Source organism: Acinetobacter sp. CAU_H_29a_1 (assembly GCF_058599505.1).
Genome location: NZ_CM178655.1, coordinates 2,598,476 through 2,612,517, shown reverse-complemented (window position 1 = coordinate 2,612,517; position 14,042 = coordinate 2,598,476). Strand labels below are relative to the sequence as shown.

19 protein-coding genes are annotated in these 14,042 nt (G+C 42.1%); all 19 read left to right on the top strand.

What is annotated here, in order from left to right; all coding sequences use genetic code 11:
- The first annotated feature begins 20 nt into the window (after positions 1-20).
- A complete protein-coding gene (locus tag AC4MDD_RS13090) occupies positions 21-749 on the top strand; it encodes a phage antirepressor KilAC domain-containing protein (RefSeq protein WP_491881796.1) in 729 nt (242 codons plus the stop codon).
- Positions 749-1,168 (top strand): HNH endonuclease, encoded by a 420-nt coding sequence (locus tag AC4MDD_RS13085; RefSeq protein WP_491881795.1) that lies wholly within the window; start codon positions 749-751, stop codon positions 1,166-1,168. Before AC4MDD_RS13090 ends, AC4MDD_RS13085 begins: the two co-directional genes overlap by 1 nt.
- A complete protein-coding gene (locus AC4MDD_RS13080) occupies positions 1,149-1,985 on the top strand; it encodes a phage replication initiator YdaU family protein (RefSeq protein WP_491881794.1) in 837 nt (278 codons plus the stop codon). The genes AC4MDD_RS13085 and AC4MDD_RS13080 overlap by 20 nt, the downstream gene beginning before the upstream one ends.
- Positions 1,982-2,590 (top strand): restriction endonuclease, encoded by a 609-nt coding sequence (locus AC4MDD_RS13075; RefSeq protein ID WP_491882622.1) that lies wholly within the window; start codon positions 1,982-1,984, stop codon positions 2,588-2,590. The genes AC4MDD_RS13080 and AC4MDD_RS13075 overlap by 4 nt, the downstream gene beginning before the upstream one ends.
- The gene (locus AC4MDD_RS13070) at positions 2,587-2,850 is read left to right on the top strand and encodes a hypothetical protein (protein ID WP_078388967.1); all 264 of its coding nucleotides are present in this window, start codon (positions 2,587-2,589) and stop codon (positions 2,848-2,850) included. Before AC4MDD_RS13075 ends, AC4MDD_RS13070 begins: the two co-directional genes overlap by 4 nt.
- Positions 2,847-3,209, top strand: a complete 363-nt coding sequence (locus tag AC4MDD_RS13065) for a hypothetical protein (RefSeq protein WP_491881793.1) — start codon at positions 2,847-2,849, stop codon at positions 3,207-3,209. Before AC4MDD_RS13070 ends, AC4MDD_RS13065 begins: the two co-directional genes overlap by 4 nt.
- Positions 3,202-3,636 (top strand): hypothetical protein, encoded by a 435-nt coding sequence (locus tag AC4MDD_RS13060; protein WP_491881792.1) that lies wholly within the window; start codon positions 3,202-3,204, stop codon positions 3,634-3,636. Before AC4MDD_RS13065 ends, AC4MDD_RS13060 begins: the two co-directional genes overlap by 8 nt.
- A 13-nt stretch (positions 3,637-3,649) precedes the next feature.
- On the top strand, positions 3,650-4,069 hold the full coding sequence (locus AC4MDD_RS13055) for a Mor transcription activator family protein (protein ID WP_491881791.1): 420 nt from the start codon (positions 3,650-3,652) through the stop codon (positions 4,067-4,069).
- A gap of 60 nt (positions 4,070-4,129) precedes the next feature.
- Positions 4,130-4,510: a hypothetical protein gene (locus AC4MDD_RS13050; protein WP_491881790.1), complete on the top strand. Its 381-nt coding sequence runs from the start codon at positions 4,130-4,132 to the stop codon at positions 4,508-4,510.
- Positions 4,510-5,127, top strand: a complete 618-nt coding sequence (locus AC4MDD_RS13045) for a lysozyme (protein ID WP_348923313.1) — start codon at positions 4,510-4,512, stop codon at positions 5,125-5,127. Before AC4MDD_RS13050 ends, AC4MDD_RS13045 begins: the two co-directional genes overlap by 1 nt.
- Positions 5,128-5,133: 6 nt before the next feature.
- Positions 5,134-5,727 (top strand): hypothetical protein, encoded by a 594-nt coding sequence (locus tag AC4MDD_RS13040; protein WP_491881789.1) that lies wholly within the window; start codon positions 5,134-5,136, stop codon positions 5,725-5,727.
- A 62-nt stretch (positions 5,728-5,789) separates the two neighbouring features.
- Complete coding sequence (locus AC4MDD_RS13035) at positions 5,790-6,293, top strand: terminase small subunit (RefSeq protein WP_279698867.1); 504 nt, start codon at positions 5,790-5,792, stop codon at positions 6,291-6,293.
- The gene (locus tag AC4MDD_RS13030) at positions 6,286-8,286 is read left to right on the top strand and encodes a phage terminase large subunit family protein (RefSeq protein ID WP_491881788.1); all 2,001 of its coding nucleotides are present in this window, start codon (positions 6,286-6,288) and stop codon (positions 8,284-8,286) included. The genes AC4MDD_RS13035 and AC4MDD_RS13030 overlap by 8 nt, the downstream gene beginning before the upstream one ends.
- A 76-nt stretch (positions 8,287-8,362) precedes the next feature.
- Positions 8,363-8,608, top strand: a complete 246-nt coding sequence (locus AC4MDD_RS13025; protein WP_131230003.1) for a hypothetical protein — start codon at positions 8,363-8,365, stop codon at positions 8,606-8,608.
- 2 nt (positions 8,609-8,610) lie between these two features.
- Positions 8,611-9,495: a hypothetical protein gene (locus AC4MDD_RS13020; RefSeq protein ID WP_491881787.1), complete on the top strand. Its 885-nt coding sequence runs from the start codon at positions 8,611-8,613 to the stop codon at positions 9,493-9,495.
- The gene (locus AC4MDD_RS13015; RefSeq protein ID WP_491881786.1) at positions 9,492-9,827 is read left to right on the top strand and encodes a hypothetical protein; all 336 of its coding nucleotides are present in this window, start codon (positions 9,492-9,494) and stop codon (positions 9,825-9,827) included. Before AC4MDD_RS13020 ends, AC4MDD_RS13015 begins: the two co-directional genes overlap by 4 nt.
- A 115-nt stretch (positions 9,828-9,942) precedes the next feature.
- Entirely contained in the window at positions 9,943-10,488 is a 546-nt protein-coding gene (locus AC4MDD_RS13010) for a hypothetical protein (RefSeq protein ID WP_491881785.1), read from the top strand.
- A gap of 3 nt (positions 10,489-10,491) precedes the next feature.
- Complete coding sequence (locus tag AC4MDD_RS13005; RefSeq protein WP_491881784.1) at positions 10,492-12,051, top strand: phage portal protein; 1,560 nt, start codon at positions 10,492-10,494, stop codon at positions 12,049-12,051.
- Positions 12,052-14,031 (top strand): phage major capsid protein, encoded by a 1,980-nt coding sequence (locus AC4MDD_RS13000; protein WP_491881783.1) that lies wholly within the window; start codon positions 12,052-12,054, stop codon positions 14,029-14,031.
- The last annotated feature ends 11 nt before the right edge of the window (positions 14,032-14,042 follow it).

Genomic DNA, 14,042 nt, shown 5'->3' with positions numbered 1-14,042 from the left:
ATAACCAAAAAGGAAATCAAATGAACATGCCAATAAGTATACCACAAGCAATTACAGGTTCAATCAATCACATTGAAATTGCTCAGATTGCTCATACAGAACCGCGCAATGTGAAGCTTTCTATTGAGCGTTTAGCTAATAAGGACGTAATTCAACTACCGCCAATGGCGAAAGTTGAAAACAAACAATCACTTAGCCCTAATCGCTTCTCTGATGCATACGTTTTTAGCGGTGAGCAAGGGAAATTAGACAGCATTACCGTGGTTGCACAGCTTTGCCCTCAATTCACGGCGCTCCTGGTAAAGCGTTGGTATGAGTTGGAAAGCCAAACTGCAAAGCCTGTCGAACTCAGCCGAATGGATCTAATCCAATTGGCCTTAGCTGCTGAACAAGAAAACCAAGCGCTTAAGGACCATGTCGCCGTGTTAGAGCCTAAGGCACAGGTCATGGATGTGATTGCAGACACTGTAAACACGTATTCAATCCGTGATTCAGCAAAGACCATCGGCATTCAAGAATCAAAGCTCATTGACTTCATGTTGAAGAAGCACTGGGTATACCGAGAAAACAGCCGTCACCGACGGTTATGTGCATACGCGCAACGAGTAGAGCAAAAGGTAATGGTAAACAAGGTTTCACAGGTGATTGCATGTGTAGAGGGTGACAAGGTGTACACCCAAGCACGCATTACAGCCTTTGGATTAACAAGATTGACGGCGCTCGTTGCTGCTGCGGGGTTATTAAACTAATGAGTGGAACATATAAATTTGACTGTGAAACACCAGAGGTGTGTCGAAACTGCGAAGAAGAGTATTCAAACCCAGCTTACACAAATATTTGTGCAGATGTTGTTATTTGCAACCTTTGCGCGAACACCATTTTAAATGTGGTTCATAAAGCACAGTACGGTACGTTTTTTTCTTGGACAGAAGAGACTCCAGTTCTACAGAAGGGTTATAAGAAAAAACACATAGGTAACAGCTTGAGAATGGCTGTATATGAGCGAGACGGCTTTAAGTGTGTGACCTGCGGGATTCAAAAAAACCTTACTTGTGACCATATCAAGCCAGAATCAATTGGTGGTGAAACTACATTCGAAAATCTTCAAACCATGTGTAAAAGCTGCAATTCAAGCAAAGGAGCTCGCTATGTCAAAGCTTCTGATTAACGAATCACCATTACAGGTTCAGCCATCACTAGCCAAAGCTATTGGTTTAAATGAAGCTGTTTTTTTACAACAGCTGCATTATTGGCTAGGTGTTTCAAAGTTTGTGCGAGACGAGAAGAAATGGGTTTATAACACCTACGATGAGTGGCTAGACCAATTTAAATATATGTCGCTTTCAACCCTAAAACGCACAATAAAATCGCTTAAAGATCAGGGGTTATTGTGTGTAGAGCAATTTGATAATAAGCGATCAAATCAAGTTAATTATTATGCGATTAACTATGAGGTCTTAAATAAAATTGGTGAGGAAAATAGCCAAGCTATTGATTCTATTGATAAGGTCAAAATGAGCCAATGCAATGGCTCAAAATGGACTGATGGATTAGGTCAGAATGAACCAATGGATAAGGTCAAAATGAACCAATCTCCATTGGGTCAAAATGAACCAATCTGTAATACAAGAGACTCTCAGGAGACTTCGCAGGAGAATAATAAGAAAAAAAATAAATTTGATGCAGCTCAGGTTGAGTTACCAGTGAATGTAAATCGTGATTTGTGGATTCAGTTTGTTGATATGCGCAACAGCATCAAAAAACCACTGACTGAAAACGCCGTGAAGTTGCTGATCAACAAATTAATTGGTTTCGGTATAGGGGCAAATCAATCCTTGGAATCGTCGATCATTGGCAGTTACCAAAGCGTGTACCCACCGAAGAACACATCAGCACCAGTTCAACAACCTTCGGAACGCCGTCGTTTTGGTAGCCAAGCAAATCAACCAGTACCAATGCGAAATGTTCAAGGAGAGTGTGCATGAGCAATATCCAATTATTCGAACAAGCATTTGCGATTGATTTCCCGATTGAAGTAGCGGACATGGTTCTTCAGCGCATGAGTGATCTTTACGGGTCAGCATTCACGAAAAATTTTGAAGTTTATGCGGATGAAGAACTTCGCCAATTGGCCTGCACAGTCCTAAATGGCCTAACCCCAGCAGATATCGCACGTGGCTTAGCGCGCATGAACTCTGAAGAGTGGTGCCCGAAGAATTTACCGACATTCCGCAGCTGGTGTGAACAGGGCGGTGATTGGTGGACTGCTGATATGGCGTGGGCAAAGGCCATGCAGTTTGGATCAGATCCACAAACGAAGATCACAACGCTGACCAAGCGCGTACTTGATGAAGTTCGCCATGTGTTGAGCGCAGAGGGACAGAAATCAGCTCACTTCGCTTTCAAAGATATTTATGTGGATTACCTACGCCGTGCTAAGGCGAGTGGCAAGACTCAAGAAATGTGGGTGAAGCCTAAGGCTCCAAAGCAGCTCGATAACAATGACCGCAATCGTACTGGTGTTCCTTGCCCGCCTGAGTTGGCAGCAAGAATAGGGAAGACGTTTAATCGTGTTGGGGGTGAAGTGTGAATCAAGCATTTTCAAAGCTCAATAGCGCCGCCGTGCTAGAGCGTGGAATCGATGTTCTTTTAGTTGTTAAAAACACATCAGTAGCAACAGCATCAGAAATACAGCTACAGGTAATGCCGCAGGTGACGAAACGTGCTGTACAGCGCTATTTAAAAAATTTGGTTCAGATGGGGCTTCTGTATGCAAAACACAGTGAAGGCCTAGAAAATCGATATTACCTGAGTGGTAAAGCTAAACAGTTATTTGAGGTGAAGGGATGAATAAAGGCGACCGCGTAAAAGTGGATTTTGTTGGTGAATCAGCAACGATTTACTCAGGCAAACGCTTCACTGGGTACGGTGTATTGGATCGTGTTGAAGATGGTCGGGTATTTGGGCGCTTAGATGATGGAACGCCGTTCATGTGTTTGTGTGCTGATGTGGAAGTAATCCCACTAGTGGATCGCACTGAAGAATTTGAAGCATTTTTTACAGCACAACCATTCTTTAAAAACTTGAGATTTATACACGGCGATAAGCTCTTTGATTTTGACAAGGGCATCGGGTACCGCAATTTAACCGTTCAAGTTGGCTATGTGTGTTTTTGCAAAGGTGATGGGGAGTTTGTATTGAATGACTAAGTATCTCATTGGCATCGATACAGGTGTGAACACAGGCTACGCCGTGGCAGAAGACAAAGGCAATGGTGGTGAACTATTTGAAGTTAGATCCTTAACGATTACTCAGGCCATGAGTCGCACGCTTGAGTTTGTTGTGCACTATGGAAAAGAAAACGTCTGTTTATTCATTGAAGATGCTCGGCAGCGCACCTGGTTCACTGGTGGTCGTGAGAAAGCACAAGGTGTTGGATCGGTAAAGCGTGATGCACAGATTTGGGAAGATTGGTGTAAGGAGCAAGGGTTGAATTACTTAATGATTCATCCAGCAGCCAATGCAACCAAAACAAAGGCCGATGTATTTAAAAAGCGCACCGGTTGGATTGAACGTACGAATGAGCATGCGCGTGATGCAGCAATGTTGGTTTTTCGCCGTATAGCTAAACACTAGATAGGGTCGTGATATGGAAAGTATTGGTGATTTGAATGGGGATTTAAAAAGTATTGCTGAGGTCATTGGTCGACATAATGCACTTTATCTTGTTAGCCAATGCCCACGATACAAAACAGAAAAACGTGCAGGACAGGGACAATTACTTCTTTATGTGCCAAAACTGAAAAGACTCGAGATGAATCATTTCCTTGTAAAAACTCTTGGTTATCCAGATGCAGAAAAACTTTCCAAAGAATTTGGTGGAGAGTTACTTGTGTTAGCTCAGTGTAAACAACTCATTTTGAAAACACGCGACAACGGTATCCGCCAAATGATTAAAAGCGGTTTGGGTATTCAAGAGCTTGCGAATATTTTCAATGTAACTGAACGAATTGTATCAAGAATCTATGAGGTGGAATTAAGTAAACAGCAGATGACTTTTAAATTGTGAATAATGAAAATTCAATTGTGATACTGAACAATAAAAAAAATTATCGCAGGTATTTGTGCAATGGGTGGAAACGAATGGTGGGTCGCTATACTTAAATTCCTAAGTGACTCTCTTAATGTAATGCAGTATTGGATTGCAGGTTTAGTGGGGGCAATAGTGGCTACTAGATACAACAAAGAGCAGCTTAAAACACCCAAAGACTACGCCGTGTTTTTACTGTCGGGTGCATTTACAGCACATTACCTCACTTTACTCATTATGCATTACACGGCGCTTGCACCGAGTCATGCGGGTGGTATTGGTTTTTTGACTGGAGCGCTTGGTGGGTTGGTCTTACAAGAGTTCTTCGCTTGGATTAAATCGGGTGCATATAAGCAGGTCGGATTTACATCATTTTTCATAGAAATGATGAAAAACTGGTTTAAGCGGGGTGGTAAGTGATGAGTATTGATCAATCGAGTCAAGTTGCACAGGCATATTCATGGTTACGATCAATGTCAGGCGGAAAGCTTGAGCAGTCACAAGTGATTGCTGGCGATGAAATTATTGCATGCCATGGCTTAACAACATTCGCAACGCTGATCGGGTTTTCATTAACTAATACTGTAAGTGGTCATTTTGATATTTCAGGTTATGGCTATTCCATCATCCGTGAAAGTGAAGGCTTTCGGAACCAAGCTTATAAAGATACTGGCGGTGTTTGGACGATTGGCTATGGAACGATCAAGTATCCAAATGGTGTGACCGTCAAACAAGGTGATACCTGCACCCAAGGCCAAGCAAACTTATGGCTGATGAACGATTGCAAATGGGTGGATGCATGCCTTGATAAACACATCAAAGTAAAACTCAATCAAAACCAATTCGATGCATTGGCTTCATTTGTTTACAACGTTGGCGAGACAGCATTTGTGAAAAGCACCATGCTGACGCTAATCAACCAATCAAAGTTTGGATTAGCTGCTAATCAGTTCGACCGTTGGATCTATGACAATGGCAAAGTCATTAACGGGCTGGTGAACCGCCGTGCTAAAGAAAAACTTCTATTTTTGAAATAGGTCGATATGAACATCAAACTCATTGTTGCTCTTGGCTTCTTACTGACCAGTATTTTCATTGGTTGGTGCTGTTATGACTATGGATATAACAGTGCTCAATCAGAACAAATACAGACTTATGAGACGCAGCTCGAAGACCTTAAAACACAGGCTGATAATGCGTTAAATCGTGAGCGTAATAGTTACAAAAAACAAGAGCAACTTGAGACTAAGTACCTTGAAAAGATTAAGGAATTACAGCACAATGAAACAACTCTTATTGATGAGTATCGCGCTAACAATCTCAGCTTGCGCGACTCACTCAAAGCCAAGAAATGTCCCGATGTGTCCATCGTTGCCGACAGCACCGTCAGTCATCATGCAGCCACAACAGGCGGACTTCACGACACAGATGTCGAATTTCTTATTCGGTATGCCGCAAGAGCAGACGCCGTAGCAGAGCAACTCAAGAGTGCTCAAGCGCTGATCCAGCAGGACAGAGCCTTATGCAACGGTCAGACCGAACCATCTAATATCAATGAAAAAATAGTTTCCCAAGGTACTTCCAGAGGGGCACCCAAGGCGGGGGCAAAGACCTCGCAGGTTTTCATATCTGTGTGAATTTCAAAATCGCTACATACTACTACTTCTTAAATATAAATAGGTTTGGATGATGTCTTGTCATGACGAATGCTGTAAAGGGTCAAAACGTAAGTAGAGCAGGGCTTGCAGAGGTTTTTGGGGTTGCTTTAACAACCGTTGATTCGTGGGTAAAAAAAGGCTGCCCAGTAGTAGTGCGTGGTCATGGAAAGGGGCAAGAATGGAAGTTTAATACAGCCCAAATTTCATCATGGCTCCAAGACGAAGCAGTTGATCGAGCAACAGGTGGCATTCCAGATGACCTCGAAGAATTAAAATTGCGTGAGCAAAAAGCAAAAACAGAACTTACTGAATTAGAGTTGGCCACAAAAAAAGGTGAGGTTGCATTAATTGCAGAGTTTGAGCGTGCTCAAGCAATGGTATTTGCTGCTATACGTGCAAATATTATGAATGTGCCGCAGCGTGCCGTTTTACAGCTACTTGGTGAAACTGATGAAAGAGCTTTTAAAGAGAAATTAAAAGCTGAATTGGTCTTGGCGCTTGAAACTTCAGCGGAAGAGGAGCTGGAGGAGGAAGAGATTGAGTGATTTATCTATATTCAGTAATCACGGATCTGTTTTAGATGCTGTAAAACGCTCTATGCATCATCTGGTACCGCCACCAGATATTTTGCCAAGCAAGTGGGCAGAAAAAAATATTAAAATCCCTGTGGGTAATGCGATACCGGGTCCTATTAATTTTGATAACGCACCTTATCAAAGAGGGATGATTGACGCCATTAAAGAATATGGTGTTCGTCGCATCACCTACATGACAGGCGCGCAGCTTGGTAAAACTACCATTCAGCAGTGCGCAACCGGTTATTTCATTGCTCATGAGCCTAAATCACAAATATTCGTACAGCCAACACAAGGCGATGTGCAAACTTTTCTAGAAACTAAGCTTCGTCCAATGATTGAAGCGAACAAATCTATTTCTCAAAAGATGGCCAAGCCTCGTAGCCGTGATGGTGTGAATAACAGTCGCATGATTTCTTATGTTGGCGGGTGGTTGATGTTTTCATGGGCAGGTTCTCCAAAGACATTGCGCTCACGTTCTGCACCAATTACGCATGCCGATGAAATTGACGGCATGGAGGCAACGGCAGAAGGTGATCCAATTGAATTACTTGCTCAGCGTTCAGCAACATTTGGCGACCAAGCATTAAGAACTGAATCAAGCACACCAACCATTGCAGGTGCAAGCCGTGTTGAAAATGCATTTAAGCAAGGCGATATGCGCCGTTACTATGTGCCATGCCCACATTGCAATGAAGCGCAATTTTTAAGGTGGGAAAATGTTACTTGGCAAGGCCGTAAATCTACTAACATTCAAGATGCAAAAGAAGATCTAGACCAAGAGCATGATGTGGAAACTGCAGGTTATCGCTGCGAATGCTGTGGTGACATTTGGTCTGATGGTGAGCGCATTGCATCGATTCGCAATGCTGAAAAACTTGGTCATGGTTGGAAAGCCGAAAAGCCTTTTAAGGGGCATATTAGCTTTCACGCACCAGAGATGCTTTCTACATTCCGTAAGATGCGTGACATCGTGCAATCCTATTTGGATAAATTGACACTTGATGATTTACAGGTATTTGTAAATGTGTCACTGGGTGAAACTTATGAAGAAAATGGAGATAAGGCAGATCCTGAAATACTTCAATTGCGTGCTGAGGAATATGTCGCACGTGTGCCGAACGCAGGTGTCTATCTAACTTGTGGTATCGACATGCAGATGGATCGTTTAGAACTTGAGATTGTCGCTTGGGGAGTCGGTGAGGAAAGTTGGTCTATTGATTACCGTGTACTTTGGGGTGATCCGCTGGGTGATGAAATCTGGGAAGAATTAGACGACATTCTTGAAGCTACGTATTTGCATGAATCGGGTGCACAACTGAGTGTTTCGGCTGCATGTTTAGATACGGGTGGTACCGCTGGCTATACACAAAGGGCTTATGAATATGTAAAGAGCCGTAGAAACAGAAAAGTCTTTGCGATTAAAGGGCGTGCAGGTTGGGGGATGCCGATTGTGCAAAGCCCTCAGCGTAAACAGTCAGGTAAAGATAAACGAAAAATTGATTTATTTATTGTCGGGGTCGACGAAGCAAAACTGACAGTCATGCGCCGTTTAGATTTGGAAAAGAAAGGACCAGGATATTGTCACTTTCCACATGACCGAGAAATGGAGTGGTACCGACAATTAACAGCTGAAAAATTGATTATTCGTTATGTGAAAGGACAGCCGATTCGTGAGTGGCACAAACCAGATCGGGCACGTAATGAGGCACTGGATTGTCGTGTATATGCTTTGGCTGCTTTAAAAATTATGCAGCCGAATTTAAAGCGTGTAGCTGAGCGTGTATCAATAGATGTGTCAGATCAACCTGTGATTGAAAATAAAGAGAATACCGAATCTAAGCCTAAAACTGTTGTTAAACGTAAGGTTGTTAAAAAGCCACAAGCAAAAATAGTCATGCCAGCTATCAAGAGTGCTGTGGTTAAGAAAAAACGAATATTTGGAAATAAGAAGCCGTCCTAAATACCAACAACAAAACTGAATAATGATTTCAAAGTTAGCTTTGACTACATTCAAATTTTATATTTGAGTAAATAAAATGGTTACTGAAATCTCTCCAGCTGAGCTAGTTACTCTTAAAAATGGTCAAATTTACAAAATAAAAGGCTTGTCATCTCTATATACATATCAATCAACAGCAACAGCGAGTGCTGTGTATGGGAGTCACGATCAAGTCAACTGGGTCAAGATTGTAGATTTGGCTATTAATGATTCATCTGTATTACAGCAAAGCTGGCATTACATCAAAGTTGTTGGTGGTGATGTTTTATTAAGACGAGGTTAATTATGGCTATCGTCAATTCAAGAGCAGCTATTGAGCCCAAAACTGGTAAAGCTGCCATTTTTGTTAATGAAACCATACACTCACTAATGCGCAAACTATTCTCAAACGGTGAACAGGGCTTCTTCTACGACCCTAATGATCTAAGTACTATGTATCAGGATGCTGCGGGGACTATTCCAGTTACAGCGGCAGGGCAGCCAGTAGGGTTGGTGTTGGATAAGAGTAAGGGGTTGGTTCTGGGTAGTGAGTTGTTTGATGATGCTAAGGTTACTTCTCTTGGTGGCTCAACAAAGATTTCAGCAAATACATACAATGTATTCACTGCTGATTCAACAGCATCTTATGTGGGTATTCCGACTGTAGGGGCTAATAAGAGATGGGCGATTGTAGACTTTGAGGTGGTACGTCAAGGTAGTGGAGGTATACGAATTGATCATAGTGTTGGAATTTCATACATAGTACCTAAAAGCGTAGGTAGGTACAGAGTAATCTTGCTGTGCAATCGCACAGATAATACAATTTATTTCCATAGGGACGTACATCCAACTGATGTGGATATAAAATTTCATTCGATTAAGGCTATTTCTGGAAACCATGCCTATCAATCCACTTCAGCTTCTCGCCCTATTTTACAAGACTCCCCGCGTCGAATTGATTTTGATGCTGTAGACGACAAGCTCATCACAAACCTACCTGCGCAATTAACAGGATGCACAGTGATTCGATCGGTTCCAAATGTCGGTACGCAGATTCTCACCAATCAAACCATCCCTGCAACTTATGAGGACAATAAAGACCATTGTGGATTGTTGGTGATTAACAGGGCTTTAACTCCCAGTGAAGCATCTGCTATTACTACTGAATTCAACAAGAGGGCTGGTGTATGAAATTTAACTTATCAGTCGTCAACATCATCCCCGATGCTCACAAAGACGCGATCAATCAAATTGCTGAACTCTACGGATGTGGTGAAAACAACTTATCTGTAAAGTTAATTGACAGTAATGGTGTAATCTATTGGGGCTGTCATTCGTGGTGGAAGCCTGAAGATTATGCTTTATTCAGTGATGATGAATTGCGACAGCAGATAGTGCCTACAGAGTTACAGCCATCGCTTGAGTTTCTGTATGAGCGCCTGATGCTTGATGGTGATGCTCAGGAGAATTGGCAGGCTGCATTAGCCTTAAATGGGCTTTCTGAAGTTCTGGAAGAAGTTTAAATTTAAATTTTTACAAGCATCCGAAAGGGTGCTTTTTGCAATTGTGAATAATGAAAAAAAACGCCTAAAAAATAATGATAAGACCAAGAAAACACGCATTTTTGGTTAAAAATACATGAGTGGTCAGCAATTTCCAAACCAAATCAAATCAGGTACTACGTTTAAATTTAGTTTGAATTTGACCGCTTATCCTGCCTCCGATTGGACAATTCACGCCTATTTACGTGGTGCTGATGCAATTGATATGCAGGCAGAACCACAGGGCAATATGCATATTTTCAATATTTCAGCTTTGGTTACTAAAGAATACAAAGCGGGTCATTACGGCTATTCACTTCGAGCAATTCAAACTGAATCTGGTGAAGTTGATGAACTTGAAGCTGGTGCTGTTGAGATTAAAGCAGACTTGGCAGCGATATCTACAAGCCAAGATTTAAGAAGTCATGCACGTAAAACATTAGATGCAATTGAGGCAACTATTGAAGGGCGTGCATCTCTTGATCAAGAACGATACAGAATTAACAACCGTGAACTATATCGAACACCACTAGAAACTTTAAAGAAACTACGTGATCAGTATCGAGCAGAAGTGAGCCGTGAAGAAGCAAAGCTATCCGGCAAAAGCATGTTCGGTAAAACATTACGTGTGCGTTTGGGGTAAACCATGTTTGGATTAATAAAGAAAGAAGACCAAATCAGAACTCCACACGTTACAGAATTGAATGACGTAACTGTGAACAAGCCTAAAAAACTATATCGAAATATGGTTCGCTCTTTTAAAGCTGCTGTTTCAAGCCGCTTAAACAGTAAGTGGCCATCTATGCCGATCAGCGCGGATATAGTAATTGAACGCAATCAAAGAATTTTAGTTGCACGTAGTCGTGAGCAATGCTCAAACAATGACTATGCGAAAAACTATGTTCGCATGGTGCACCAAAATATTGTTGGCCCTACTGGTGTGACACTTCAAGCACAAGTTAAAAACTCCGCAGGTAAACTTGATGCCCAAGCCAATGATGCACTTGAGTTTGCATGGTCTGATTGGTCGAAAAAAGAAAATTGCGATATTCAATCAAAGAAAACATGGCGCTCTATTCAGCGTACTTGTGTGGTTTCAGCCGCCAAGGATGGTGAATTTTTTGCACGGATCGTTCGCGGTGGTGACGCTGGGCCGTGGGGGTTTTCGTTACAGCTGATTGATGCACAACGTTGTCCAATTGATTACAACGCTAAGTTGAAAAATGGCAGATTTATTCGCCAAGGCATTGAGTTTAATACTTATGGCAAGCCAATCGCATATTACTTTAATGCTACAGATGGTGATGATGTTTACTATCGAACAGCGACTAATAATTACACTCGCGTAGAAGCATCTGATGTAATTCATGGATTTTTAGAAGACATGGTTGGGCAAAAGCGTGGCTTGCCTTGGACTTCTACAAGCTTATTCCGATTACATCAAATTTCAGAATTTGAAGACTCAGCTATTGTGAATGCACGTGTATCTGCTTACAAAATGGGTTTTATTCAGTGGCGTGAGGGGTTCGGTCCTAAATTTGAAGAAGACGACGAGATTCAAATTGAATCGCAAGCGGGCGAATTTCCGATGCTGCCAGAAGGCGCTGAACTTAAAGAGTGGTCGCCAAATTATCCAACCGGTGAATTTCTACCATTTCACAAAGCAATGCTTAGATCGATGGCCGCAGGTTTGGGGGTTTTATATAACAACCTTGCTTCAGATTTGGAAAACGTCAACTTCTCAAGTATTCGTCAGGGCACATTGGATGAGCGCGAACACTGGAAAGAACTACAACAATGGCTAATTGAAACGCTGATTGAGCCTGTATTTTTTGAATGGCTCAAATATTCGCTATTGAAAGGCCATATTAAGAAAAAAAATGGTTCTTCATATCAAGCCTTGGAACTTGACCGATTAAGCAAGGTTTCTTGGCAAGCACGTCGTTGGACGTGGATCGATCCATCAAGCGAAGTAGCAGCCGCTGAAAAAGCAAAAAATAACATGCTGACTTCTCCAGGCTCTGTAATTCGCGAACAAGGTAAAGATCCGCAGACTGTGTGGGCGGAATCCGCGCGTGATTTAAAAACAATGAAAGACGAATACATTAATCAAGGTTTTTCTGCTGAAACCGCAGAAGAAATGGTGCTTGCCAGCATGGGGCGCAAACAAACAGGGGCGGTAGGTCGTCCAAAGGAAGGTATGTAAATGAAAATTAACCGTATCAATTTAGCGATGGCTTTGGCTGGTACCTATTTTACACGTGATGCATCAAACACTGTGTTGCCTGAATTTAACAAGGAGGCATTAACGCGTTCTTTTACTTTTGAGCGCGCTTCAATTGATGAAGAAAAACGCACTGTAGAGCTTTCATTTTCAAGTGAAGTGGAGGTTCAGCGTTGGTTTGGTTTTGAGGTACTAGATCATAGTGCTGGCGCTATGCGTATGGACCGCATTATTGGTGGTTCTTTGTTGCTGAATCATGATTGGGATGATCAGGTAGGTGTTGTTGAATCTGTGCGCATTGATGCAGATCGTAAAGGTCGTGCGGTAGTTCGTTTTGGGCGCTCAGCACATGCAGAAGAAATTTTTCAAGATGTTAAAGATGGTATTCGTAAGCATGTATCTGTGGGTTATCGCGTACTCGGTGCCAAGTTAAAAGAAACACGTGATGATAATGATGTCTATCTCATTACAGATTGGGAGCCTTATGAGATTTCACTTGTATCTGTACCTGCGGATATCACAGTGGGGGTGGGGCGTTCTGCAATTGTGAATAATGAAAACACGCCTGCGAATTTGCAAAATGAAAAAATAAACAATACTCAAATTCCTCATCAACAGAGAACACACATTATGAATTGGGAATATTTTACTGACGAAAAGGGCAACCAAGTACGTCAACAAGTAGACGCAGAAGGCAAGCGTTTTGGTGCAATCGAATTGGTTCGCGCTGTTGATGATACAGCAGAGCAAGGCGCGCAAGCAGAGCGCAAACGTGTAAGCGATATTATTGCTTTAGGTGAGCGTTTTGGTGCGGGTGACTTGGTTCGTCAATTTATTGATGAAAATAAAACAGCAACAGATTTGCAAGCTGCAATTTTAGAACGAACCCATAAAAAACAAAGCAAACCGTTACGCGAACAAACGCGTGATAGTAACCTTGGTTTATCTGATTCAGAAGTTCAGCGTTTTAGCTTGGTTCGCGCAATTCGTGCATTACTTCCAAATGCAACACAAGCAGATAAAGAAGCAGCTGCTTTTGAAATGGAATGTAGCCGTGAAGCTGAAAAAGCGTATGGTCGTACTGCACAAGGTATCTTAGTTCCATCAGATGTATTAAATCGTGCATTTGAAAAAGGGGGTACTACAAGCTCTGGCGCAAGCATTGTTGCTGAAGACCATCGTGCAGACATGTTTATTGACATGCTTCGTAACCGTACATCAATCATGGGTCTTGGTTATGTGATGGGCGGTTTAGTAGGTGATGTTGATATTCCAAAACAAACCGCTGGCTCAACAGCATATTGGTTGGGTGAAGATGAAGAGGTTGGTGCTTCAAACCCTACCACTTCACAATTGAAAGCATCTCCTAAAACAGTTGGTGGCCGTGTTGAGATTACACGTAAGCTTTTACAACAAAGCTCTCCAGCAGCAGAAGATTTGGTTTGGAATGATTTAAACCGTTCAATTGCATTGAAAATTGACCATGCTGCTTATTACGGTTCAGGTTCTGCAAATCAGCCACTAGGCCTTAAAAATATTTCAGGCATTAACGCCGTGAATTTTGCTGCGGATAATCCTACTTTTGCTGAATTGGTGAAAATGGAGTCTGAAATTGCATCTGATAATGCAGAAGCAGACCGTATGGCATATGTGATTAACGCAGCAATGCGCGGTCATGCAAAAACAACAGCGCGTTTTGGATCTGGTACAGAAAGTACAATCTGGGAAGCAGGCAATACAATGAACGGCTACCGCACAGAAGTAACCAATCAAATTGCCAATGGTGATGTGTTCTTCGGTAACTTTGCTGACTTAATCATCGCACTTTGGGGTGGTCTTGATATTACTGTCGATCCGTATTCATCAAGTGCTAAAGGTGGCGTGCGCATTGTTGGCTTCCAAGACGTAGACTTTATTCTTCGCAATACTGCATCAATTTGCTATGGCAAGAAACCAGCTTAATGCTGGTTTCT

Bases quoted from the DNA above. Each gene is read 5' to 3' on its own strand.
- AC4MDD_RS13090 (WP_491881796.1), top strand. From the start codon at position 21: ATGAACATGCCAATAAGTATACCACAAGCAATTACAGGTTCAATCAAT.
- AC4MDD_RS13040 (WP_491881789.1), top strand. From the start codon at position 5,134: ATGAACATCAAACTCATTGTTGCTCTTGGCTTCTTACTGACCAGTATT.
- AC4MDD_RS13055 (WP_491881791.1), top strand. From the start codon at position 3,650: ATGGAAAGTATTGGTGATTTGAATGGGGATTTAAAAAGTATTGCTGAG.
- AC4MDD_RS13060 (WP_491881792.1), top strand. From the start codon at position 3,202: ATGACTAAGTATCTCATTGGCATCGATACAGGTGTGAACACAGGCTAC.
- AC4MDD_RS13005 (WP_491881784.1), top strand. From the start codon at position 10,492: ATGTTTGGATTAATAAAGAAAGAAGACCAAATCAGAACTCCACACGTT.
- AC4MDD_RS13050 (WP_491881790.1), top strand. From the start codon at position 4,130: ATGGGTGGAAACGAATGGTGGGTCGCTATACTTAAATTCCTAAGTGAC.
- AC4MDD_RS13035 (WP_279698867.1), top strand. From the start codon at position 5,790: ATGACGAATGCTGTAAAGGGTCAAAACGTAAGTAGAGCAGGGCTTGCA.
- AC4MDD_RS13085 (WP_491881795.1), top strand. From the start codon at position 749: ATGAGTGGAACATATAAATTTGACTGTGAAACACCAGAGGTGTGTCGA.
- AC4MDD_RS13045 (WP_348923313.1), top strand. From the start codon at position 4,510: ATGAGTATTGATCAATCGAGTCAAGTTGCACAGGCATATTCATGGTTA.
- AC4MDD_RS13020 (WP_491881787.1), top strand. From the start codon at position 8,611: ATGGCTATCGTCAATTCAAGAGCAGCTATTGAGCCCAAAACTGGTAAA.
- AC4MDD_RS13080 (WP_491881794.1), top strand. From the start codon at position 1,149: ATGTCAAAGCTTCTGATTAACGAATCACCATTACAGGTTCAGCCATCA.
- AC4MDD_RS13000 (WP_491881783.1), top strand. From the start codon at position 12,052: ATGAAAATTAACCGTATCAATTTAGCGATGGCTTTGGCTGGTACCTAT.
- AC4MDD_RS13015 (WP_491881786.1), top strand. From the start codon at position 9,492: ATGAAATTTAACTTATCAGTCGTCAACATCATCCCCGATGCTCACAAA.
- AC4MDD_RS13065 (WP_491881793.1), top strand. From the start codon at position 2,847: ATGAATAAAGGCGACCGCGTAAAAGTGGATTTTGTTGGTGAATCAGCA.
- AC4MDD_RS13010 (WP_491881785.1), top strand. From the start codon at position 9,943: ATGAGTGGTCAGCAATTTCCAAACCAAATCAAATCAGGTACTACGTTT.
- AC4MDD_RS13025 (WP_131230003.1), top strand. From the start codon at position 8,363: ATGGTTACTGAAATCTCTCCAGCTGAGCTAGTTACTCTTAAAAATGGT.
- AC4MDD_RS13075 (WP_491882622.1), top strand. From the start codon at position 1,982: ATGAGCAATATCCAATTATTCGAACAAGCATTTGCGATTGATTTCCCG.